At 63.9% G+C, this 21,407-nt stretch carries 21 protein-coding genes; 8 read left to right on the top strand and 13 right to left on the bottom strand.

Features of this window, described 5'->3' with window-relative positions:
• Window positions 1–14: 14 nt before the first annotated feature.
• From QYL91_RS01900 to pyrH, 4 genes are read right to left on the bottom strand one after another with little or no spacing between them, the layout of a single operon-like run.
• Window positions 15–1,994 (bottom strand): heme-binding protein, encoded by a 1,980-nt coding sequence (locus tag QYL91_RS01900; protein ID WP_302081694.1) that lies wholly within the window; start codon window positions 1,992–1,994, stop codon window positions 15–17.
• A 39-nt stretch (window positions 1,995–2,033) separates the two neighbouring features.
• On the bottom strand, window positions 2,034–3,806 hold the full coding sequence (locus tag QYL91_RS01905; RefSeq protein ID WP_302081695.1) for a site-2 protease family protein: 1,773 nt from the start codon (window positions 3,804–3,806) through the stop codon (window positions 2,034–2,036).
• Between the two features lie 55 nt (window positions 3,807–3,861).
• Window positions 3,862–5,505, bottom strand: a complete 1,644-nt coding sequence (gene lysS / locus QYL91_RS01910) for a lysine--tRNA ligase (RefSeq protein WP_302081696.1) — start codon at window positions 5,503–5,505, stop codon at window positions 3,862–3,864.
• Window positions 5,502–6,185: a UMP kinase gene (pyrH, locus tag QYL91_RS01915; RefSeq protein WP_302081697.1), complete on the bottom strand. Its 684-nt coding sequence runs from the start codon at window positions 6,183–6,185 to the stop codon at window positions 5,502–5,504. Before pyrH ends, lysS begins: the two co-directional genes overlap by 4 nt.
• 335 nt (window positions 6,186–6,520) lie before the next feature.
• Between pyrH and QYL91_RS01920 the strand changes: the two genes are divergently transcribed.
• The gene (locus QYL91_RS01920) at window positions 6,521–6,766 is read left to right on the top strand and encodes a DUF7123 family protein (protein WP_302081698.1); all 246 of its coding nucleotides are present in this window, start codon (window positions 6,521–6,523) and stop codon (window positions 6,764–6,766) included.
• 87 nt (window positions 6,767–6,853) lie between these two features.
• Window positions 6,854–7,987, top strand: coding sequence for a site-2 protease family protein (locus tag QYL91_RS01925; RefSeq protein ID WP_302081699.1), 1,134 nt, complete (start codon window positions 6,854–6,856; stop codon window positions 7,985–7,987).
• Window positions 7,988–8,001: 14 nt separating this feature from the next.
• Here QYL91_RS01925 and thiL read toward each other — a convergent pair whose 3' ends face one another.
• The gene (thiL, locus tag QYL91_RS01930) at window positions 8,002–8,874 is read right to left on the bottom strand and encodes a thiamine-phosphate kinase (protein ID WP_302081700.1); all 873 of its coding nucleotides are present in this window, start codon (window positions 8,872–8,874) and stop codon (window positions 8,002–8,004) included.
• 84 nt (window positions 8,875–8,958) lie between these two features.
• Here thiL and QYL91_RS01935 point away from each other — a divergent pair, with 84 nt between their 5' ends.
• The 6 genes from QYL91_RS01935 (at window position 8,959) to QYL91_RS01960 (ending at window position 13,667) form a co-directional block, all read left to right on the top strand.
• Window positions 8,959–9,981, top strand: coding sequence for a lysylphosphatidylglycerol synthase transmembrane domain-containing protein (locus QYL91_RS01935; RefSeq protein WP_302081701.1), 1,023 nt, complete (start codon window positions 8,959–8,961; stop codon window positions 9,979–9,981).
• A 52-nt stretch (window positions 9,982–10,033) separates the two neighbouring features.
• Window positions 10,034–10,495 carry a 30S ribosomal protein S19e gene (locus tag QYL91_RS01940; protein ID WP_302081702.1) on the top strand — a complete coding sequence of 154 codons (462 nt, stop codon included), beginning with the start codon at window positions 10,034–10,036 and terminating at the stop codon, window positions 10,493–10,495.
• Window positions 10,496–10,643: 148 nt separating this feature from the next.
• Window positions 10,644–12,071, top strand: a complete 1,428-nt coding sequence (locus QYL91_RS01945) for a protein kinase family protein (protein ID WP_302081703.1) — start codon at window positions 10,644–10,646, stop codon at window positions 12,069–12,071.
• A 115-nt stretch (window positions 12,072–12,186) separates the two neighbouring features.
• Window positions 12,187–12,534, top strand: a complete 348-nt coding sequence (locus QYL91_RS01950) for a DNA-binding protein (protein WP_302081704.1) — start codon at window positions 12,187–12,189, stop codon at window positions 12,532–12,534.
• Window positions 12,535–12,536: 2 nt separating this feature from the next.
• Window positions 12,537–13,127, top strand: a complete 591-nt coding sequence (locus tag QYL91_RS01955) for a DUF7411 family protein (RefSeq protein WP_302081705.1) — start codon at window positions 12,537–12,539, stop codon at window positions 13,125–13,127.
• Window positions 13,128–13,187: 60 nt separating this feature from the next.
• Entirely contained in the window at window positions 13,188–13,667 is a 480-nt protein-coding gene (locus QYL91_RS01960) for a universal stress protein (protein WP_302081706.1), read from the top strand.
• On the opposite strand, the gene QYL91_RS01965 is transcribed toward QYL91_RS01960, so the two are convergent.
• Genes QYL91_RS01965 through QYL91_RS02000 form a run of 8 tightly spaced genes read right to left on the bottom strand, consistent with a single transcriptional unit; the run spans window position 13,622 to window position 21,309 of the window.
• Window positions 13,622–14,065, bottom strand: a complete 444-nt coding sequence (locus QYL91_RS01965; RefSeq protein ID WP_302081707.1) for a DUF5807 family protein — start codon at window positions 14,063–14,065, stop codon at window positions 13,622–13,624. The genes QYL91_RS01960 and QYL91_RS01965 overlap by 46 nt on opposite strands.
• 40 nt (window positions 14,066–14,105) lie before the next feature.
• Entirely contained in the window at window positions 14,106–15,851 is a 1,746-nt protein-coding gene (gene flaJ / locus QYL91_RS01970) for an archaellar assembly protein FlaJ (protein WP_302081708.1), read from the bottom strand.
• Complete coding sequence (locus QYL91_RS01975; RefSeq protein WP_302081709.1) at window positions 15,851–17,527, bottom strand: type II/IV secretion system ATPase subunit; 1,677 nt, start codon at window positions 17,525–17,527, stop codon at window positions 15,851–15,853. Before QYL91_RS01975 ends, flaJ begins: the two co-directional genes overlap by 1 nt.
• A 9-nt stretch (window positions 17,528–17,536) precedes the next feature.
• Window positions 17,537–18,301, bottom strand: a complete 765-nt coding sequence (gene arlH, locus QYL91_RS01980; protein WP_302081710.1) for an archaellum protein ArlH — start codon at window positions 18,299–18,301, stop codon at window positions 17,537–17,539.
• Window positions 18,298–18,762, bottom strand: coding sequence for an archaellum stator protein ArlG (arlG, locus tag QYL91_RS01985; RefSeq protein WP_302081711.1), 465 nt, complete (start codon window positions 18,760–18,762; stop codon window positions 18,298–18,300). The genes arlH and arlG overlap by 4 nt, the downstream gene beginning before the upstream one ends.
• Complete coding sequence (gene arlF, locus QYL91_RS01990; RefSeq protein WP_302081712.1) at window positions 18,762–19,226, bottom strand: archaellum stator protein ArlF; 465 nt, start codon at window positions 19,224–19,226, stop codon at window positions 18,762–18,764. The genes arlG and arlF (QYL91_RS01990) overlap by 1 nt, the downstream gene beginning before the upstream one ends.
• Before the next feature lie 21 nt (window positions 19,227–19,247).
• Complete coding sequence (arlF, locus tag QYL91_RS01995; RefSeq protein WP_302081713.1) at window positions 19,248–19,691, bottom strand: archaellum stator protein ArlF; 444 nt, start codon at window positions 19,689–19,691, stop codon at window positions 19,248–19,250.
• Window positions 19,675–21,309 carry a FlaD/FlaE family flagellar protein gene (locus QYL91_RS02000; protein WP_302081714.1) on the bottom strand — a complete coding sequence of 545 codons (1,635 nt, stop codon included), beginning with the start codon at window positions 21,307–21,309 and terminating at the stop codon, window positions 19,675–19,677. Before QYL91_RS02000 ends, arlF (QYL91_RS01995) begins: the two co-directional genes overlap by 17 nt.
• Window positions 21,310–21,407: the final 98 nt, after the last annotated feature.

The following is a 21,407-nucleotide window of genomic DNA, read 5'->3' on the forward strand; positions in this document are numbered from 1 at the left end:
ACGGGAGCGGCAGGTCAGGCGAGGAAGACGTGTCGCGGTTTGTCCGCGAGGATGTCTCGGCCCCAGTCGACGGTGTCCGAGAAGGCGTCAGACCGGAAAAAGCCCATCGCGTCCTCTTTGGAATCCCACTGGCTGGCGATGAACATATCGTTCTCGTCGTCGACGTTCGAAAGGAGCGACGTCTCGCGGTGACCGTCCATATCTCCGAGCAGTTCACCGACGGTGCCGAATTTCTCGACGAAATCCTCCCGGTGTTCGGGCTCGACGGTGTAGAACATCCCCATCGTGCCAAAGCCTTCACCCTCACCGGCCCAGCCGACCACGCCGGGCAGGTCCGAGAGGTAGCCGCTGGCGGTGTCGGCGGCGTCCTCGGTCTCCCAGAGGCTGACGACGGCGTTGCGCTCGCTGTCGGGGTCCGCGTAGACTTTCGTTCCCTCGTGGGTGTCGTACCGGTCGAAGCCATCCGAGAGGTCCTCGACTTCCGCGAGGAGTTCCTCTCGGTCGGCCTCCGAGTACAGCACGAGCGCGTAGATGTCCTCGCCGTGGGGCTGGCCGGCGTAGATGTCGAGGTCGGCCAGTTCCTCGCGGATGCTCTCGGCCCCGTCCTCGTCGTCGGCCGCTTCGGTCTCCGTCTCACCGCTACCGTCGAGTGGGCCGCGGACAGTCTCGGTGACACCCGATAAGTCCGTCAGGAATCCGTGGGCCGTGTCGGCGGCGCCCTCGTTGTCCCAGATGCTCACGATGGCCGCGCGGCCGCCGTGGGCGCGAACGACCGTCGTGACGTGGGAGTCGTAGTGTTCGAAGTTGCCCCGCAGGTCGTCGACCTCGTCGGCCAGGTCGCCGGCGTCTGCCGTCGAGTAGAGGACGAGTCCGTAGTCGCCGGCGTCGTAGTCTTCGCCGCCGTCGAGGCCGAGTGTCGCGAGCAGGCTGGCGATGTCCTCGGTTTCGGTCTCCTCGCTGTCGTGGGGATGGTCACCCTCGGCCGAACTGCCGGGATGGGCGCTGTCCCGCGAGTCTGCACCGTCGTGGCCGTGCCCCTCGGCGTGGTCCGTATCCCCGTGGCCGTGTGCGGCCTCGCCGTGGTCCGCGTCGTCGTGGCCGTGCTCCTCGGCGTGGTCTGTCTCACCGTGGGCGTGCCCTCCGGCGTGGTCGGCGTCGGCGGGATGGACCGGGCCGGTTTCTGTCGCGCCGTCCGTCTCGTCGCTCGGAACCGGTTCGCCCGAGAGCAGCGCCGGCAGGTCCGCGGGCGGGAAGCGACGACCGACGTAAAAGGAACCAAAGTCGGCGTACTGGGAGGTCGACGGGTCAAACCGCATCTCGTAGAGGAGGTCCTTCATATCGGTCAGGTCGTCACCCCAGAGGGTGACCCCCCACTCCCAGTCGTCCATCGCAATCGCGCCGGTGATCATCTGCTGGACCTTCCCGCCGTAGTCGCGGCCGATGTCGCCGTGGGCGTCCATGTGTTCGGCCCGCTCCTCGAAGGAGAGGTCGTACCAGTTTTGCTCTGGCTGGCGGCGCTTGTCCATCGGGTAGAAACAGACGTGGGTCGCGTCCGGTATCGACGGCTTCAGCCGCGACTGGATGTAGTTGTACAGCCCCGAACTCTCGTCGAGGTCGCCCGTGAAGTAGTCACGCGCGCGTTCGGAGTAGCCCGACGCCTCCGTCACAGAGACGAAAGAAGTCGTCCGCTCGGTAAAGCGAGCGAACTCCGTCTGCTCGAAGCGGCGTTCGAGCGCGCCGGTATCGGCCGTCGACGGCCGGAGGTGAAGCACGAGGAAGTCGGCCTTGTGCCCGAGAATCGAGTACAGCGCAGACGCACCGTCGTCGCTGTCCTCGACCGCGAGTGCCGACTCGAAAAACTCGACACCGTCCTCGAGGGCCCGCTGGCGCTCCCGTTCGGGCGCCGACCGCCAGGCGTCCCAGTCGATCGTCCGGAAGTCGTGCAGCGTGTACCAACCCTCGTCTGTCGGCGGCGGGTCGCGTCGGTCTGGCATACCTGTCTGTTACGGGCCGGGAGTAAGGAAGTTTGTCTTTCAGGAGAGCAGGGCCGGTCCGAGAAACGTCGCCAGCAACGCAATCAACATCGCCGCAGAGATTCCCATCGTAATCGTCGACGCCAGCGACTGGCGGTTGGAGATTGGAAGTCGTGAGACGATAGCCTCCGTGCTGGTCCGGAGGATGTGTCCCCCATCGAGCGGGAACGCCGGGATGCAGTTGAACACGGCGAGATTGAAGTTTATCCACCCGGTCCAGAACAGGACGTTCGCAAGCAGGAAGACCAGCCCCCCACCGAGGAAGCCGAGTGGGCCGCCGACGGTGTAGAAACTAACAATTTCACCGGTAAAGCCGGCGAAGTTGTAGCTGATTTCCGGCGAAAAAGCCGCCAGGAACGGCATAAACAGAATGCCGGAGATGCTCACGAAGAGACCGTCAAGTCCGCCGGGCCCACCGCTGAGAAACGACAGGAACGTCTCGGCGGGGTAGGTATCGATGCCGAAGTCGTCGACGACCAGCCCCGAATAGCCCGCCCGGAGTCCGACCCCGAGGTGGGCCTCGCCGTCCTGTTCACCCAGCGTGACTGTGTAGGTTTCCCGGTCCCCGTCGATGTAGGCCGTGACGGTCACCTCGTCGCCCGGTTCGTACTCGTCGAGGACGGTAGCGAGCGCAGAGGTGTTGGCGATGCGCTGGCCGCCGATGTCGGTGATGATGAGTGACGTATTCTGGGGTGCGCCTTCCGCCGCGAGTGCGTTTCCGGGCTGGACCTGCGCGACGAAGGCACCGATTGGGAGCGTCTGATTCCCGCGGTCGGTCTCCAGCGAGACGACTTCACGCTCGGAGACGGCGTCGCGGAACGCCTGCTCGCTCGAAACGGCGGTGCCGTTGACCGATTCGATGCGCGGGAGCGTGTCACCATCGAACGTAATGTTCGAGTACTGCCCTTCGACTGCTCTGGTGATGACCGGGTACCGGTCGACGGGGACAGTCTCCTCGCCGTCGATGGTTACGGAGACGGTCCCGCCGAGCCGGGCGAGTTCACGGTCCAGTTCGGAGGCGTTGTCGACTGTGGTGCCGTTGATTGCGGTGATGCGGTCACCGTGGCCCAGACCCGCCTCGGCAGCGGGAGAGCCGGGGAACGTGTCACCGACGGCAGCGCCGGGGGCGACGGCAATCGACCCGGCGACGGGCCCAAAGAGGAGCACGAAGACGATTGCAGTCAGCGCGAAGTTGTTGGTGACCCCGGCAGCGAACATCCGGGTCTGTGCGCCGCGGTCGGCCGTTGCACGGCTGTCTTCGTCGGGTTGGACGAAGGCACCGACCGGAATAAAGGCGAGAAAGACAAGCCCGAGCGAGTCGATATCGATGTCCTCGACTCGACAGAGCAGGCCGTGTCCGCCCTCGTGGACGACGAGGCCGAGCAGGAGGCCAGCGACGATTTCGGGAGCAGCAGACAGCGGGAGGAATTCGTTGACTCCGGGGATGACCAGTGCGTTCTGGGGGTTTCGAATCGGCGATTGAGCGGCCTGTTCAGGCCTGAGACCGATGAAGATAGCCGAAGCGAAGATAACTGCGCCGAATCCGACCATCACGACCAGCGCGATACCGATGCCGATGTTCGACCACGCGCGCCAGAACCGTCGGGGCCGGGAGAGTTTGTCGAGCAGTTTGCGCCCGTACTTCGTGTGAAGCGTCACGAGCGGGCCGGAGACACGGACGGAGTCAGGAAGGAAACCGCGTGCTCGCAACGACATCATCACGAGCGTGTAGAGGACGATGCCGGCGAGCACCCACAGCCAGGTGTTTGCCATTACCCCGGAGGAGGGGACAGTCGCCAAAGAGCGTTTGGTTCCAGACAGCGATGGCTTATCGCTCGCGCCGGAGTCGCGCGACGACGAACTCCTGGTCGAGTTTCGCGAGGAACGGGCCGAGTTTCGGCCCCTCCTCGTCGTCGAAAAAGAGGCGGTAGCCGGCCGAGAAGAAGTCGCCAATCTCGATGTCGTGGCGTTTGGCCGTCTCGTAGATTTCGCCCTGGATTGCCTCGCCGTCGTGGCCCGCTTCGACGAAATCCGCGAGGTCGTCGAGCGCGGCGGCAGTGTCGGCGTCGAACTCCGTCGTCGGCAGGTCGGCGCGTTTGAGTTCGTAGTCGAACTCGTTGCCGGTCCGGCGCGCCCACTCGCGAGCGCGCTCGACGCGTGCAAGCGCGCCCTCGACGGCCCACTCGGGTGCGTCGTCGGGGATGTGGCCCTCTCTGCGAGCGATTTCCTCGCGCAGGTCGGGGTCGTCGGTCATCCCCAGCACCGCGGCAAAGGTGTAGGGGATACGGATGCGCTCCTCGCGTGGCTCGTCGACGACCATCGGGTAGGCGCGCTCTGCTCGCTCGCGTTCTTCCTCGTCGGCGTCGATTTCCCCGAAGTAGGTGGCTTCGAAGCGGTCGAACTCGTCGACGAGCTGGTCGAGGTTCGCGATGCTGAAATCGCGCTGTTTCAGCGGGGCCTTCGCGAAGAAATAGCGGAAGACCTCCAGTTCGAGCAACTCGAGCACTTCGTCGACGGTGACGATGTTCCCCGAGGAGGAAGAGAGCGCATCGCCGTCGAGCGTGAACCACTCGTAGACCATCGGGACGGGCGGCGTGATGTCGAGAACGTTGCGCGCGATGTCGACGCCGCTGGGCCAGGAGCCCTCGGCGTGGTCTTTTCCGAAGGGTTCGAAGTCGACGCCGAGAATCTGCCACTGGCCGGGCCACTCGAAGCGCCAGGGGAGTTTCCCCTCCCGGAACGTCGCGGTTCCCTCGTGACCACACCCCTCGATGGTGTCGTCGCCGGCCTCCCGGTCGGTACAGACGTACGAGACGGTACCGTCCTCGAGGTCGACGTCGGTGACGCCCTCGGTGAGAATTCCACACTCGGCACACTGAGGGACGAAGGGGACGTACTCGTCGTCGACCTTGTTCTGGTACTGTGCGAGTACGTCGCGGGCTTCGTCAGCGTGTTCGAGGACGTGGCGAACGACCGGGTCGAACTCCCCCGACTCGTAGCGTTCGGTGTTCGAGACGAAATCGAGGGGGACGCCAACACTCTCGGCGTGGCGTTCGAGCAGGTTCGTAAAGTGGGCGCCGTAGGAGTCACAGCAGCCGAAGGGGTCCGGAATCGACGTGTAGGGTTTCCCGAGATTCCGGCCGAGCGCGCCCGCGTCGACCTCGCCGAGACCGACCACGTTCCCGTCCAGGTCGGCGAGCGTCCGGGGAATCTTCCGGAGCGCGTCCTTGTCGTCGGCAGTGAAGACCTGTCGGACCTCGTGCCCGCGGTCACGGAGCGCTTCGGCGACGAAGTAGCCCCGGAGAATCTCGTTGAAGTGGCCGATGTGGGGCACGCCGGAGGGGGAGACGCCGCCCTTGACGACGATTGGTTCGTCGGGTTCGCGCGCTTCGACGGCATCGGCAACCGAGTCGGCCCAGAAAGCGCGTTCGGTCCCCGAAAGGACGGCGTAGGGGTCCTCGTCGTAGGTCATGATTCGGAGACGATGGTCGTGCCGTCGTGGTCACCCTCGATGGCCCGACGGACGGCCTCGGGGTCGGTTCCGTCGACGACCGCAGCGTCCAGGCCGGCCCGCTGGAGGAGTTTCGCCGCCAGGAGGTCGACCGGGGCGTTGCTCCCGGCGTCGACTTCGAGGTCGCTGACCAGCGAGACCAGTTCTCCGGCGGTCATCTCGTCGAATTTGGTCGCGTCGGGGTCCTCGTTGGGGTCGGCGTCGTAGACGCCGGGGACGCTGGTCGCGTAGACGAGCAGGTCCGCGTCGGTGTACTCGGCCAGCGCAGTGCCGACGGCGTCGGTGGTGTGGCCGGCCTCGGTACCGCCCATAACGGGGACGTCGCCGCGCCGGAGCGCCTCGCGGGCGGTCTCGTGGTCTTCGGGCGGCGTGGGTGCCGCTTGGTCGTCCAGCGCGGCGACAAGGAGCCGGGCGTTCAGTCGCGTGACAGCGATGCCGAGCTGGTCGAGTTCGATTTCGTTCGCACCGAGGTCACGACCGGCCGCGATGTACTCGCGTGCCGCCGGCCCGCCACCGACGACGACTGCGAGTTCGTGTCCGTCGGCGACGATGCTCTCCAGGACAGTTGCGTAGGCCGCGACCCGGTCGCTCTCGACCTCCGGGACGAGTACGCTCCCACCGATAGAGACGACGACTTTCATTGGCTCGCCGTAGCCACGATTCCGTCTTAAGGGTTGTCAAGCCGTCACCGGAGCGCCCCCAGCATGTCAACAACACGTCCACTGTCTGACGAAAAAGGCAATAATTTCCTTATTTTTCAGCCCAGGACAGGTAGTATTCACTCCAATTCTCGCGAAATTAGCGCTATTTTTAATATCGATATTACAACTTTAGAGAGTGTTATAAAACTTCTAAAAGTCATCTGGAGCGTCCTAAAATGATATTTCACTCTGGAGCCGGCTGAAACTTGGCGAATGGACCCAAAGGTTCCCGCCTTTATATGGGGATACAGCGAGAAGAAGGGAGTGAGGCAGACATGAGCGCCACACAACAGCCCTCTACCGACGACCGTTCGAAAGAAGAGCGTCTCAAGAGCTTCCTTGCACGGAAGGCGTCGGACGGCGAGATGTACTTCAAGAGCAAGTTCATCGCCGACGAAGTCGGACTGTCACCGAAGGAAATCGGCGCACTGATGGTCAAACTGAAAGACTCCGCGAAAGAACTCGAAATCGAGAAGTGGTCGTACACGAGCGCGACCACCTGGCGCATCGAACCGGCCTGACCGGTCACGGCCCGCACTGCCACCTGCCGTCCATCCTCCCGCATCCAGCCGAGTTTTTTAAACAGTCGCGAGGCGTACGCCTCGTCGATGAGCGAGCACGACGAGTCGGCCGCCCGGCCGACTCCGGATGACCTCGCTCGCGCGTTCAGCGTCCTGGCCGTCGAAACTGACGACGAGACGGTGGTGTACGTCGGCCGGCCGACCGTCGACGTGCGGGCGCTGGAGCGGGAGGTCTGGCCCCTGTTCCGGAAACGCGGCTACGAGGTCCGCCTCCAGCGGGACTACGACGGCCGGGTCCCCTCGGACGCGGTCGCACTGGTCGCCGAGCCCCGGTCGACCGAGGAGGGGATTCCGTGGCGAAACGTCGTGCTATTCGTCCTGACCGTCGCCTCGACGCTGTTTGCGGGGGCGTTCTACTGGTACCAGCTCCCGGTGTTCGAGCAGCCACTCAGCGCGCTGGCGGCCTGGCCGTTCTCGGCGGCCATCATGGGCGTGCTCGGCGTCCACGAGTTCGGCCACTACGTGATGAGCCGGTACCACGACGTTGATGCCTCACTGCCGTACTTCATCCCGCTTCCCCTGTTCGTCGGGTCGATGGGCGCCGTCATCCGGATGCGCGAACGGATGCCCAACCGGAAGGCGCTGTTCGACATCGGCGCGGCCGGGCCGCTGGCCGGGCTCGTCGCCACCATCGCGGTAACGCTGGTCGGCCTCCAGCTCGACCCCCTGCCGGTCCAGGAAGCGGCCGCAAGCAGTCAGAACGGCGCTCGCGTCGTCTTCAACAATCCCCCGCTGTTGTGGCTGCTGGCCGAAGCGAGCGGGACGGCAGGAAAACTCGAAGCCGGGCTTGTCCACCCCGTCGTCTTCGGGGGCTGGGTCGGCATGCTCGTCACCGTGTTGAACCTCCTCCCGGTCGGCCAACTCGACGGCGGCCACATCGTCCGCGCCATCGCCGGCCGACGACAGGAGACGCTGGCTGCCGCCGTGCCCGGCGCGCTCTTTGCACTGGCTGGCTATCTCTACTTCGTCCGTGGCGGCCTCGATTCGGTCGGCATCTGGGCGATGTGGGGACTGTTCACTACCGGCCTCGCCTACGCCGGCCCGGCAACACCCGTCATCGAAGACACACTGGACCGCCGGCGGGTCGCCGTCGGCGTCGTCACGCTCGTCCTCGGTGCGCTCTGTTTCACCCCGATTCCAGTCGAAGTGGTCGGTCCCTGACCGACCCAGCGGCCTCACTCCCCGTGTGTGTAGCCGCGGTCGGGCAGCGAATCGCCGTCCAGTGTCACGTCAGCCTCGGTGACGGTCCCGATGCGAGTCAGTGGCACCGATAGCGTATCGCGTACTGCATCGAGCCGGGACTCCGGAATCGTACAGACCAGTTCGAAGTCTTCGCCAAAGAACACGCCCAGTTCCCGTCGCTCTGTGGCGTCGACTGTCACCTCGTCGACCACCTCGTCGATTGGTAGCGGCGACTCGATGGCAAACCCGCAGTCGCTGGCCGCTGCGAGCTGCGATAGCGACCGAGCGAGGCCATCACTCGAATCCATCATCGACGTCGCCGCTCCGGCGAGTGTCCGCCCGGCCGCGACCCGCGGTTCGAACCGGAAGAGGTCGTTCGCGCGCTCGGTCTCGCCGGCCTCGAACAGCCGGAGTGCCGCGCCGCTCCGACCGAGCGTGCCGGTCACACAGACTGCCTCGCCCGGGCTGGCACCGGACCGGAGGACCGGGTCGTCGGCCCGTCCGACGACTGTCGAGGAGACGGTAAACTCGCTGTGGCCGTCGAGGTCCCCGCCGACGTACTCGCTGTCGACGGCCGCGCACACGTCACAGGCGCCGTCGACGAACGCCGCAATCTCCTCGTACTCGAAGCTTGGGGCGCCGTAGACGGCGACCGCAGCGACCGGGTCCCCACCCATCGCGGCAACGTCGGAAAGCGAAGCCCCGACGGCCCGCCAGCCCGCCGTGTAGCGGGTCGTCCCCGCCGGAAAGTCCGTCTGATCGTGGAGCATGTCCGTCGTCACGAGGAGTCCGTCCACGACAGCGGCGTCGTCGCCCGCGTGAGGCAGTGACGCCGAGAGTCGCTCCAGCGCAGCCCGTTCGTCCATACCCCCGATTCGAGCGGCGGGATAAAAACGTCGGCTATCCACCGGACCGGTGGGTTCAAGCCAGTCTCGGCCGACCCTCGCGACATGAACGGCGACCGTCTCTCGACGTTCGTCGGCTTTCTGGCCGCTCTGGTCGTGCTCTCCGTGCTCGTCTGGGCCGTCGGCATCGACGACGTGCTCGGTGCCCTCCAGCAGGCCGACCGACTGGTCTTGCTCGGCGTGGTGGTGGTCGCGGCCGTCTGGCTCTCGGCGTGGGGACTCGTCCTCTGGACGGTCCTGCGGGCAATCGGGACGCCCATCTCCGGGCCGAAAGCCGTCTTCGTGTTCGCCGCAGCCGTGTTCTCGAACAACGTCACGCCCTTCGGCCAGGCCGGCGGTGAGCCGGTGAGCGCGATGCTCATCTCGTCGGTCGCCGACAGCAAGTACGAGTCCGGACTGGCCGCGATTGCGAGCGTCGATACGCTTCATTTCGTCCCCTCGATGACCTGTGCCATCGTCGGCTTCGTCTACGTCGTCGCCGGCGCGGCCCGGTTGACACAGGATGTCTTCGTCGCGGCTGGCGGTGCCGTCCTTCTGGTCGCCCTCATCGTCACCGTCGCCGCGCTCGGCTGGCGCAACCAGGCCCGCGTGGAGGCGATGCTGGTGCGTGTGGTCACGCCGATTCTCGCACTCGTCGCGCGCGTGGTCCCCAGGCGAACGCCGCCCGACCGCGCGACCGTCACAGAGCGCATCGAGGGCTTTTTCGACGCCGTCGGCCGCGTCGGCCGCAATCGCAGGACGCTCGTGACCGCGATGACCCTGTCTGCGGTCGGTTGGGTCGCGCTCTCGACGTCGCTGTGGCTCTCGCTGTACGCGCTCGGCCACACAGTCCCGTTCTCTGCGACGCTGTTTGTCGTCCCCGTCGGGTCGATTGCCGGTGTGACCCCGCTGCCCGGTGGCCTCGGCGGCATCGAGACGGTCTTTATCGCACTCCTCGTTCCGACCGCCGGCGTCTCCGCCTCCGCTGCCGCCGCTGCCGTGCTCATCCATCGGGGCGGGACATATTGGCTACCGACGCTCTTTGGCGGCGGTGTGGCAGCAGTTATCGGGGCACAGCACCGCCAGTGACGGCAGTCGGAAGACGACGCGCTTAAATGACGGCAAAGGGAAAGAGACTCCAATGACGACACTCTACGACGCCCCCGCCGAGGACCTCATCGAGGCGGTCGCCGAGAAGCTCACCGAGGAAGATGCCATCGACGAGCCCGACTGGCTCGAATTCACGACGACTGGCGTAGACCGCGAACTGCCACCCCAACAGGACGACTTCTGGGTCCGCCGCGCGGCCAGCCTGCTCCGGAAAGTCGCGACCAACGAACCAGTCGGCGTCGGCAGCCTCCAGACCGAGTACGGCAACGCAAAGCAGGGTTCGAACCGCTACCAGGTCCGACCGCGCCAACAGTCCGAAGGCTCCGGGAACATCATCCGAACCGCGCTCCAGCAACTAGAAGAGGCTGGCTACGTCGAAACCGCAGACGGCGAAGGCCGCGTCGTCTCCGCCGACGGTCGCAGCCTCCTCGACGACACTGCCGGTGAAGTCCTCGAGTCCCTCGACGACCCGGCGCTCGAACGGTACGCGTAAGCCCTCTTTTCGCCTCTGCGAGTCACGACGACCGACGCGTCCGCTCACCAGCATGTCAGTGACGTACCACCGACCAGCGCCGTCTATCCGCGTCCCGCCTTGCGGAAAGCGAAACATAATTGTCACTCGTGGTACACCATCAACGTAGGTGACACCCAGCGACCAGCCGCGACAGGAGTCCGAGCGAGCCCACGCGGAGCCTGACATTCCGCAGCGACCGCCACTCGAAATCGTCAAACAGGGTCACGTCTGGGTCGTCGAAGCGTACCGCCGAGGGACGCGGAAGGGAAAGACGTTCTCGACCCACGACAGCCAGATCGACGCCGTCCGGGCTGCAAAGACCAAGATGGACGAGAACAGACACCCCTGTGCACTCCGGTGGGAATCCGCAAACAGCGTCAGAAACCTCTACTGGAACCCGCTTTTCGAGTGTCTCGAAGTCCGCTACGACGAGTTGCTCGAGGGGTGGACCATCGTTCCCGAACGGGGAACGTGTGCGCTGGCGGTCTGTTCGTCCCGCGAGGAAGCCTGCAAGCAGGCAAAGCAGAGTCAACACGACTACGATTTCAGATACCTGCACGCGTACGACGCCACCGGGAGGGAGTTCGAGGAGCGAGAACACCGCTTTCTCCAGTACGACATCACCGCGTCCGGGGTCACGTTCGACCCCACTGCCATCGAGCAACCGGCAGTTCCGGACGACCCGGCCGAGGAGCCGGATGAGACCGATGGCGAAACCGGCGACGACACCGAGACGTACGTCGGTCCAGCCAGTCCCGGCCAACTCGGGGCGTCAATCCCCGACGTGACGGAAGTACAGTTCGTCGACACGGACGGCATTCTCCACCGATACGCGACGCCCTGGGGTGACGGAACGGACGCCGAGATACTCGCCGTGTCGCGAAAGCACGTCGATGTCCCTGACGTGCGCGAGTCCTTCGAGGCGCGCCTCTCACAGTGGCGCAGCGCCGACCACCACCCAAGCGTCGCGACGGTCCACGAGTCCGGCACCGACCCCGCACAGTGGGCCGCCTACCAGGCCGGCGACCACACGCTGGCGGCGACGGGCACCGATTTCCCCGTCGAGACGCGCCTGTCGATACTCGGCCAGGTTATCGATGCCGTCGACGCCGTCGACGCTGCCAGTACAGCGCCGGTCTGTGGCATCCATCCGGAGCGAATCCACGTCCAGAGCGGTGGGACGGAGCGAGACTGGTATGCCACCGTCGCCGACTGGGGAATCGAGTGGGCGGTCCAACGTGCCGTCGACGCCGAGCAGACCGACCATGTGACGCCGTTTACAGCGCCCGAACAGGTGGATGGCCGCCTCACTGCGACGACGGCAGTGTATCAGGTCGGTGCCCTCGCGTACTGGCTCCTCTGTGAGTCATCCCCCGTTCCCGACGACACTGCCACCGCACGGGCCGTCCGCGAGGGTGCTGTTCCACCGGCCCAGCCGGTGTCGTCTGCCCCTCGCGGTGCGGCCGTAGCCATCGACCGGGCACTCGAAGCGAACCCGAATGACCGCTACCGCTCGGTTGCGTCGTTCCGGCGCGACCTTCCCGGAGCCCTCTGACTCAGAGGTCCACAGCAGTGACACGAGGCCACGAGATGGCAACGAGTCAACGCCATCGCTTGCCGCTCGTGTGTGGCCCGTAATCGTTTTGCCTCCGAATCGACAAAACGTGGGTATGAGCGGTGAACCCAGCGACGAAGAACTCGAAAAACTTCGCAAGCAAAAGCGAGAGCAACTCAAAGAGCAGGCAGAGGGACAGGACGGAGAGGCCATGGAAGCCCAGCGCGAGCAGGCCGAAGCACAGAAGAAGGCTGTCCTCCGCCAGAGCCTCACCGACGGGGCGCGCAAGCGACTCAACAGCGTCAAGATGTCCAAGCCAGAGCACGGTGAGAAAATCGAACAGCAAATCGTCGCGCTCGCCCAGAGTGGCCGCATCCAGGGCAAAATCGACGAGGAGAAGATGAAAGAACTGCTGAAAGAGCTCACACCGGACTCGAAGAGCTTCGACATCCGTCGGCGGTAAGCGTGGAGGTCGGGGTACTGTACAGCGGTGGGAAAGACTCGACGCTCGCTGCGCTCCTGCTGGAACCGGTCGCGGACGTGACCCTTCTCTGTGGGACCTTCGGCGTGACCGACGACTACGAGCACGCACACGCGGCCGCCGACGCGGTGGGATTCGACTCACAGACACTCGAGTTAGACGAGGCAGTGGCAGCCGAGGCCGTCGAGCAGATGGTCACGGACGGATACCCGCGCAACGGTATCCAACAGGTCCACGAACACGCTCTCGAACGCGCAGCGGCGGGTGCCTTGGACGCCGTTGCCGATGGAACCCGGCGCGACGACCGCGTGCCGACCGTCGAACGCCCCCTCGCACAGAGCATCGAGGACCGCTACGATGTCGCCCACCTTGCCCCCCTGGCCGGTATCGGCCGCAGTGCCATCGACGCGCTCGCCGACGACCACCTCGTCGTCGAGACTGGGGCAAGCGAGACAATCGAGAAGGGCGACTACGAGTCGGAACTCCGGGCGCTTCTCGCGGCAGAGTACGGACCCGACCGCGTCGAGTCGGTGTTTCCGTCCCACACGCAGTCGCGGGTGACCGGTCGGCGCTGACCGGTCCCGACATGTAAAAACAGGACGAGGATTCAACTGTTTTCGCTACCAAGGTCGCGTATGGGGGGAGTACCGATGACGTTCTTCGTCCCGTTCGACGGGAGCGACCTGGCCGTGGCCGCACTGCGCCGGGCAGATACCCTCGCAGCGGGGACCGGTGCCGAGATAATCGTCGCGACAATCGTCCCGCGGGACCGCGACTACGCTGTCGAACACGGCTGGGTCGACGACGACGAGTCCTTCGAGACCGACGCGGTCGAGACCCGACTGCGCGAACAGGTGGCCGAGATTGCGCCGGCGGCCGAGTTTCGCTGTACCGTCGTCCAGTCGTACGTAAGCGCCGGCAACATCGCGACACACCTCCGTGACCTCGCGATAGACGTCGCAGCCGACGTGGTCTTTCTCGGCAGCGAGAACGTCGGCTCTATCGCTGCGCCCGTCAGTAGCATCGGCTCGAACGTCGCAACACGCGTCCCCTACGACATCTACCTCGTTCAGTCGCGCAACTCGCTCTCGTCGACGACCCACTTATCGGAGTAGGCGGTCCCACACGAACAGGAGACGTAGGCGTGGACGACATCGCCCTCGGCGTAGAGGTCGCCCACCTCCTCGTTTTGTTCCTCCGCGAATGCGAAGACAAAGCGTGCCTGGTGGTCGTCGCCGTCGCCCTCCGGGCACGTTCCGCCGGTACAGTCGGCGTCGATGTGTCCCTCCGTCCCCATCGCCTCCTTGGCGAAGGCCATCGGGTCGATACCCGCCGCTTTCTGGAAGACGCTCCGGGCTTTGTCACCGGGCAACACGAGGACGAGACCGTCGTCGACGCGTTCGCCATGCGCCTCCAGTGCGTCGGGGTTCGAGACGGCCGCCTCGTCGAGATAGATGAGTACGTCTTCGGGCCGGTCACCGGCCAGAAACGCCGCACGGTCGCTGTCGGTCATTATCGTCGGAGACGGGACCGGCAGGGAAAAGCGGTCCGTTCTATATGGAGAGGAAGATACCGACCATCCACCGCGTCACGATTGCAGTGAGTGCGCCAACCCAGGTCAGCGTGACGAAGTGCAGGTACGTGTTCATCTTGTGGCCGCCGTCGATGGTCCGAATCATCAGCGACGAGAGCATCGCACCGAACATGATGATGATAATCAGCAGGAACTCGATGAGCGGGATGTCGTAGACGCCGGTGTTGATGAGCGTCCCGACGTCGAAGTTCGAACTGGTCTGCAAGTCCAGGCTCATGCCCGCGAGGATGTTGACGACTTCGAGCCCGATGAAGAAGGCAAACGTCGAGGCCGCCGTAATCCCGTACAGGAGCCCGATGAGCGTCGTCGTCGCCTGCTTGCGCTGCTGGCGGAGTTGAAGCACCTCGTTCATGTTCTTGGCGATGAGTTCACCGAGCACTTTCGGCGAACCACCCATGTCCCGACCGACGAGATACATCTCGGAGAACACCTGGATGAGATACGAGCGACACTCAGCAGTGAAGTACCGCCACGCCTCGGAAGTCTCGATACGCATGTTGAGGCGCTTGTAGAGGCTGTTGACGTTGTCGGTCAGCACCCCGAAGTCCTTCTTCCGGAGCGTCTTGAGTACCATCGAGGTGGTCGACTGTTTGACCCCTTCGGTCGCACCGAGTGCCCGGATGAAACTCGGGAACTCCCCGTCGCGTGCTTTGACTTTCTCTTCTTCAGAGCGCATGACGAGGCCGGGAATCAACAGCGGCGTAATCGGTATCGCCGCGTACAGCGGGAGCGGGAGCGGGTCCGAGACCAGGGGGACGATGTCTCCGAGTGCGATGGGGCTGAAGCCAAACATCCCACCCAGCGAGATAAACAGCAAGAGCAAGGAGAGGCCGAGACCGGCGAGGAAGCTCTTCTGGGCGCGCTCGTCGGTCGGCGAGGACTTCTCCGGAGGATGGTACCACAGCGGGTCGTACGGTGCCATCGAGCGGATGGCGAGGAAAAAGCCAGTCTGGACGAAGATATACAGCACGATGACTGCACTGACCGTCAGCGTCGGGTCCGTCCCCGTCAAAATCGGCAACACGACCGCAAACACCAGCGCGAACGTCATCGACAGGACCATCGACAGATAGAGGTCTTTCATGACCTCCAGGCTGTCCAGCGAGGACTCGTAGACCGTCGAGTACTCCTGGATAATCTGTTCCTGTTCGGTGATGAGGTAATCTTTCAGTGACTGCCCGGCACCGAGCGTGTACGCGAGGCGGTCGAAAAAGTCCGAGACGGCGTCGGAGGGGACCTCCTTTGCGCGCCGGCGGAGCGCGTCGTCGAGGCTCTGATTCCAGGTGTCGACCAGCTGGACGACGCGGTTCATCTCGTTTGCGAGTTCGCCGTACTCGTCTTCCTGCGCGAGCTTTCGGAACACTTCCATCCGGTCGATGTTCGTCGTCGCCAGCACGGTCATGTGCGTGACCATCAGGTGAAACCGGTTGTTGAGCTGGCGCTTGCGCTGGGAAATCAGGATTTTCGGGTAAAAGACGGCCGCGCCAAACGCCAGCAACCCCAAGAGTGGAATCGGCAGACGAATCGTCAAGGGCAGGTCCAGCAGGACGGCGGCGATTATCGTGAGGAGAAAGAAGGCGCCGGAGGGGATGAGAATGAAGCTGAGATACTGCTGGATGGGCATTCCCATCCGGCGATACGACTCCATTAACGACTGGACGGTCTCGGAGACGGTCAGATTCAGTCTGCCCTTTTCAGTGGCCATCAGTCTTGCCGGTGGATGTCGAAGGGGAGGCCTTCGACGCCGTCACGCTGGTAGTCAGCAATCAGGTCGTTGACCTCGTAGTAGCCGAGGATGCCCTCCTGAATCGCACGCTCGATGATGCGCGCCCGGAACTTCAGGTCGTCGTAGATGTCCCGGGTGTCCTCGTACCCCAGCAGCGTCGCAATCTGCTCTTCGAGCACGTAGGAGTTGTTCATCCCCTGGAAGACGATTTCGTCTTCGACGGGGTCCCAGTAGAACGACTGCCGGGTGACGACACCGTCCATCTCCTTGGAGTATCCCTCGATTTCCTGGACGGAGGTGACACGGCGAAGCACCTGGTCGCCCTGCTTGACCCGGTTCTGGAACAGCGCCACGTCGGCCACGTCCATGAACGTCTCGGGGACGTTGATGGGTTCCCCGGTGAAACGCTGAATCATCGAGACGATGTCGCTCGCGTGGAAGGTCAGCATGACCGGGTGACCGGTCTGGGCCGCCTGGAAGGCCATCCGACCCTCCTCACCACGAACCTCACCCACGATGATGTAGTCGGGACGAGAGCGCAGTGCCGCAGCGACCAGGTCGAACATGTCGATAGAGGTGTCCTCGCTTTCCCCCTCACGCGTCAGGAGTTGCTGCCAGGTGTCGTGGGGCGGGATGACCTCTGCGGTGTCCTCCGCGGTGTAAATCTTCGAGCCACGGGGGATAAACGCCATAATCGAGTTCAGCGTGGTCGTCTTCCCCGATGCCGTCTCGCCGACGACGAACACCGTCTGCTCGTTTTCCAGTGCCAGCCAGAGGTACGCCGACAGTTCGGGACTGAGCGTGTTCCACTTGGTAATCTGGAAGATAGACAGAGGGACGTCCTCGCCCTGACGGATGGTCAGGGAAGGACCCTGAAGGGACACGTCGTCGGAGTAGATGAGGTTCAGACGCGAGCCGTCCGGGAGCGTCGAGTCGACGATGGGGTCCGAGTCGGAAACGGGGTCTCCGATACGCTCGCCCATGTTCTTGAGCCACTGGTCGAACGACTCCTTGGAGTCCCACTCGACGGTCGTCTCGAGCATCGAATAGACCGAGTGGTCGACGAAACACTGGTCACGGCCGATGACGTGGATGTCCTCGTTTGCCGGGTCGCGCATGACCGGTTCGAGCGGCCCCAGCCCGACGATGTCGCGGTTCAGCCGGTAGCGGATGTTCTCGTAAGTTTCCTGATTGAGTTCGACCTTCCCCACGTCAGTAATCTTCGAGAGCCGCGTCAGGACGCCGCTGTCACTGGTCTCGCGGTTCTTGACGCGGGTGGTCTCCTGGAGGAGTTCCTCGATACGGTCGTCGTACTCGGCTTCGTTCTCGGGGGCTTCCTTGGTGACACTGCGTTCGAGCAGGCGGTTGCGGACCTTGTCGAACACGGGGCGTTCTCCCTCACCCAGCTCCGGCTCGATGGCGTAGTATTTCATGTCCTGGCCGAGGTCGCCGTAGATGTGGCTGTAGATGGGGCCACCAACCGGATAGAGGACGTTGGGCCGGTTGCTCTCGTAGTCGTCGTCGGCCTCCTCAATGAACTTCGGGAACTCCCCGGTAATCTGTTTGAACTTCTGGAGATGCTCCCGAAGGTGGGGGCGTCTGGCCGCGTGCTGTCTGAGTTCGTCCGACGGTTTTGCGCTTCCGTGTTCTGTCATAGTTGTATCTTATGCGACGCTGCGGCTCTCGATGACGATGCCAGTGCCAGAGCGAACCGAGTACCCGATGGAGTCACCCACCTGTTCGCCCATCCCGGCAAATCGCATCACGCTGATCTGCCGGCGGACGTCGTTCCCGACCTCGACCATCTCGAGTTCGAGGAACACGTCCGCGATCGACCGGAACGGGCCGATAGCCTCCTCGTCGAGGGTCGTCGGGTCGACGGTGAGGACGACGACCTTGCCCTCGGAGATGACATCCCGGAAAAACGAGATGATCTCCAGTGCGGCCTGGCGCTCCTCGTTTTCCCGGACCAGCGCCTCGAATTTGGGGTCGTTCCGGAGGATGGCGTCGAACGTATCGATGACGATGACGTCCGACTGCCACATCACCTCCGCCTCCATCAGGCGCTTGAGGAGGTCCTTTCGCTCCTCGTCGCCACCGTCGTCGGAGAACGTACTCTTCGAGTCGCCGATGTCGGCGTGCAAAAAGAGGACGTCCTCGTCTAACATGTGGTCGACCATGTCGTAATCCAGGGAGTTCATCTGCTCTAGGAAACTCCCGACGGTCAACTCGGTCGACAACATCGTGACAGTGTGGCCCTCCTCACAGAGCCCGTAGGTGAACCGCTGGCTAATCGCGGACTTGCCAGCACCGTAATCACCCTCCATGAGGACGATACTGCCCGGTGGCAGGCCGCCGCCGAGTTCCTTGTTCAATCTGTCCCGTTCGTCCAGACCGATGGAGAACAGGTCGTTACTTGCAATGCTCATGTTCGGAATTCAAACACCTCCTCGTCGCCGTTGACGATGACCTTCGCGCGGTGGTCGCCAGACGACAGTCCCGGCGCAGAGACGTTGATTCTGACCACCGCACCACGGTCCCAGGTCTCGCTGTCGCCCAGCACCGTGACGGTCTTGTCGCTTGCCGGCTTGAACTGGCCGTCTATCAGCACGTCTATCTGGTCGGGCTGGGCCGATAACTGCTGTGAGCCGGTATTTTTCACCAGCAAGGTGAGATTGCCGTTGCCACTGCAGTCGTAGACACACGAGCCAGTCCCGCCGTCGCTGATTATCTCGACGTCCGTCCGGACGGTGTCGCTGACCTGCAGTCCCTGGTCTTGGATGGCGCCGCTGAGTCGGTCGACGCTGGTCGTGAACACGCCCGCGACACTCGCCGCGATGAGCATGCTCGCGATGAACAGAATCATATGGGAGATAGAGACACTCGCCATCAGGCGCTCACCTCCGTCACACCGCGGGTGTCAGCGACACCGGGGCCGGACACAAACTTCACGCGTCCCGGCGTCTCCGTGAGGTCGGCCACCGTGTCGTCGTCTTCCAACACCAGTTGCTCGCCCGGGTGCCAGACGCGCGTCGCCTGGCCGTCGACGGTCACGCGCTCGAAGTCGCTGCTGTCGAGATACGCGTCCTCGAGGACGGCGTCGACCCGGTCGGTCGAGAGCGTCGTCTCACCGGTGTTGGTGACACGGAGCGTGAAATTCGACGACGAGGTGTTGTACGTCGCATTAGTCACGTTCACGCCAGTATTCAGGACGGTCCGGTGGTGCTCGTCGCGGGCGTCCTGTGCCTCTCGAATCGTCTCGGTAGAGTTCGCTGTCGCCGTGTAGAACGAACTGATGCCGAGCAACAGCGCCGCGAAGATGATGAAAGCACTCCCGCTGGTTCCGAATCCCATCTCAGACACCTCCTCCGACGGTCATACAGCCGTCACCTCCGTCGACGTCGCCGAGACACCGCTCTCGGTGACGACTTTCACCCGGTCGGGTTGGCTCGCGTTCGTCACCGTCATCGTGAGTTGCTCACCGGTGAGCCACAGTCGCGTGTCCGTCCCCGCGACCGTGGCGCTGTCTTCCCAGCCGCTCCGGTACTGGCCGTCGACGAGTAGGTCGGTCGTCTCGACCGACAACTGCGTAGCGCCGGTGTTGTTGACTGACACGGTCACCTCACTGGACGCGTTGTCGTAAGTCACATTCGCGATAGAGATGGCGGTATTTTGGGCATCCAGCACTCTGTCGCCTTTGTCAGTTTCCGCCTCAGAGATTGCCTCGAAGCTATTTGCGGAGGCTGTAAACCACATCCCGAACGTGACAAACATCGTGGCGAAGATAATCGCCGCGGCGCCACTAACGCTGAAGCCCATCGAGACCACCTCCCATCATGCCAAAGGCAGCCGACCCGCCGTTGAGCTGGCTGATGTACTTGAGACTCTGCGTATGGTGGTCGATGGTCAGCGTGCCGCTTCCGCCACCGTCGAAGCCGCTCAGATACTCCTTCAGGTCGGCCGCGACTGCCTCGTTTATCCAGTCGATGTTCTCGTAGTAGTCGATTGCCCGCGCCGTCTCGCGGACACCCGCCTCCTCGACGAGGAACTCAAGCCACTCGACGACGATGAGGTCCGACGCGTACCCTTCCGGGAGCGTCGCGAGGTACGGCTTCCCCTCGTCCGAGGACTGACCGGTGTCCGTATCTGACGCTGGCTCTGCGGTCGTCGCTGGTTCGGGTTCTGGCTCCGGGTCCGGTTCTGGTTCGGGCTCCGAAGTCGTCGGTTCTGGCTCCGGTTCGGGCTCTGGTTCCGGTTCCGGCTCTGGCTCCACGGTCGTCGGCTCCGGTTCCGGTTCGGGCTCCGGCTCCGGTTCCGGCTCTACAGTTTCCTCGGCTGCGTCGGCCGACTCTTCCTCGTCGATGACCTCGTCGAAGAGTTCGTCGTCGGCGAGGTCGTCCTCGAACTCGTCGGCCGAATCGTCTTCGAGTTCGTCGTCCATCGCCATCTCATCGTCCATCTCCATCTCGTCGTCGGCTTCGCCGTCGTCCTCGTCGGCCCAGTCTGCTTCACCGGACTCGTACTCGTCTTTGAGGTCGGCAAACGACGTTCCGCCGCCGCTGTCCTGGTTTGCGTCGTCGTCCATGCTGGTTTCACCTCCCATCTCGTCCATGCCCTCGTCGAAGCCTTCGTCGAACTCGTCGTCGAAGTCGCCGCCATCGTCCATCGACATGTCGCCGCCCATGTCGTCACCGCCCATTTCATCGCCAAACACGTCGTCTACGTCGGCGTCTGCCTCCATGCCGTCGTCGTCTTCGACGAGGTCCTCGTCGAAAAAGCCCTCAGCGTCGGCTTCGGCGATGTCCGAGTCGAGGTCTTCCTCCTCTTCGCCACCGCCACCGTCGTCACCGAACAGCCCGAAGGACCCGTCGCCGCCGTCCATGCCGCCGCCCATCCCGGCGTCGATGTCGTCGGCGAAGGGGTTGACCCCACGGGTGACCATCTCGTAGATGTCGAGCAGTTTCCGGACGTTCTCCTCGACTTCCTCGACGCTCTCGGAAATCTGCTCGTTCTCGTTTCGCACGGTGTTGACCGTCGAGGAGAGGCTGCCGACCTCGTTTTCCAGCTCGTCGAGCCGGTGTTCGAGTTCGTCGACGTTGCCGCCACCGCCGCCACCGTCGTCCATGTCGCCAAACTCATCGTCGCCGAATCCGCCCAGGTCGTCGCCGTCGCCGTCGTCCAGACCGCCGAGTCCACCTAAGTCGTCGTCACCGCCGTCGTCGCCGCTACCGTCGTCCATCAGGCCGCCACCGCCACCCAGGTCGTCGCCACCGCCGTCGTCGCTGCTGGCCTCTTCCTCGTCGCCGACGATACCCTCGAGCATGTTCCGAATACTCATACCGACGAGCCCGCCAGTAAGCAAGACGAACAGCCAAACAGCATCCGTCGCTTCCAGTGCGACAGACTGCAACGGCTGGGCGGACACGACGCTACTCATTACGCGAAGAGTGGGCGTTTGTACTCTTGAATCTACCGTCTATCCTATCACATCTGATAATACAGGCCTAATTGCCCCGGAATAAACTTATTATCTTC

The sequence above is a fragment of the Salinibaculum rarum genome (genome assembly GCF_030505615.1).
In the GTDB taxonomy this organism is placed as follows: domain Archaea; phylum Halobacteriota; class Halobacteria; order Halobacteriales; family Haloarculaceae; genus Salinibaculum; species Salinibaculum rarum.

Coding starts and splice junctions, on each gene's coding strand:
- QYL91_RS01960 (WP_302081706.1), top strand. CDS start 13,188: ATGGGGGGAGTACCGATGACGTTCTTCGTCCCGTTCGACGGGAGCGAC.
- flaJ (WP_302081708.1), bottom strand. CDS start 15,851: ATGGCCACTGAAAAGGGCAGACTGAATCTGACCGTCTCCGAGACCGTC.
- thiL (WP_302081700.1), bottom strand. CDS start 8,874: ATGGACGAACGGGCTGCGCTGGAGCGACTCTCGGCGTCACTGCCTCAC.
- pyrH (WP_302081697.1), bottom strand. CDS start 6,185: ATGAAAGTCGTCGTCTCTATCGGTGGGAGCGTACTCGTCCCGGAGGTC.
- lysS (WP_302081696.1), bottom strand. CDS start 5,505: ATGACCTACGACGAGGACCCCTACGCCGTCCTTTCGGGGACCGAACGC.
- arlF (WP_302081713.1), bottom strand. CDS start 19,691: ATGGGCTTCAGCGTTAGTGGCGCCGCGGCGATTATCTTCGCCACGATG.
- QYL91_RS01940 (WP_302081702.1), top strand. CDS start 10,034: ATGACGACACTCTACGACGCCCCCGCCGAGGACCTCATCGAGGCGGTC.
- QYL91_RS01925 (WP_302081699.1), top strand. CDS start 6,854: ATGAGCGAGCACGACGAGTCGGCCGCCCGGCCGACTCCGGATGACCTC.
- arlG (WP_302081711.1), bottom strand. CDS start 18,762: ATGGCGAGTGTCTCTATCTCCCATATGATTCTGTTCATCGCGAGCATG.
- arlH (WP_302081710.1), bottom strand. CDS start 18,301: ATGAGCATTGCAAGTAACGACCTGTTCTCCATCGGTCTGGACGAACGG.
- QYL91_RS01965 (WP_302081707.1), bottom strand. CDS start 14,065: ATGACCGACAGCGACCGTGCGGCGTTTCTGGCCGGTGACCGGCCCGAA.
- QYL91_RS01900 (WP_302081694.1), bottom strand. CDS start 1,994: ATGCCAGACCGACGCGACCCGCCGCCGACAGACGAGGGTTGGTACACG.
- arlF (WP_302081712.1), bottom strand. CDS start 19,226: ATGGGATTCGGAACCAGCGGGAGTGCTTTCATCATCTTCGCGGCGCTG.
- QYL91_RS01975 (WP_302081709.1), bottom strand. CDS start 17,527: ATGACAGAACACGGAAGCGCAAAACCGTCGGACGAACTCAGACAGCAC.
- QYL91_RS02000 (WP_302081714.1), bottom strand. CDS start 21,309: ATGAGTAGCGTCGTGTCCGCCCAGCCGTTGCAGTCTGTCGCACTGGAA.
- QYL91_RS01905 (WP_302081695.1), bottom strand. CDS start 3,806: ATGGCAAACACCTGGCTGTGGGTGCTCGCCGGCATCGTCCTCTACACG.
- QYL91_RS01920 (WP_302081698.1), top strand. CDS start 6,521: ATGAGCGCCACACAACAGCCCTCTACCGACGACCGTTCGAAAGAAGAG.
- QYL91_RS01950 (WP_302081704.1), top strand. CDS start 12,187: ATGAGCGGTGAACCCAGCGACGAAGAACTCGAAAAACTTCGCAAGCAA.
- QYL91_RS01935 (WP_302081701.1), top strand. CDS start 8,959: ATGAACGGCGACCGTCTCTCGACGTTCGTCGGCTTTCTGGCCGCTCTG.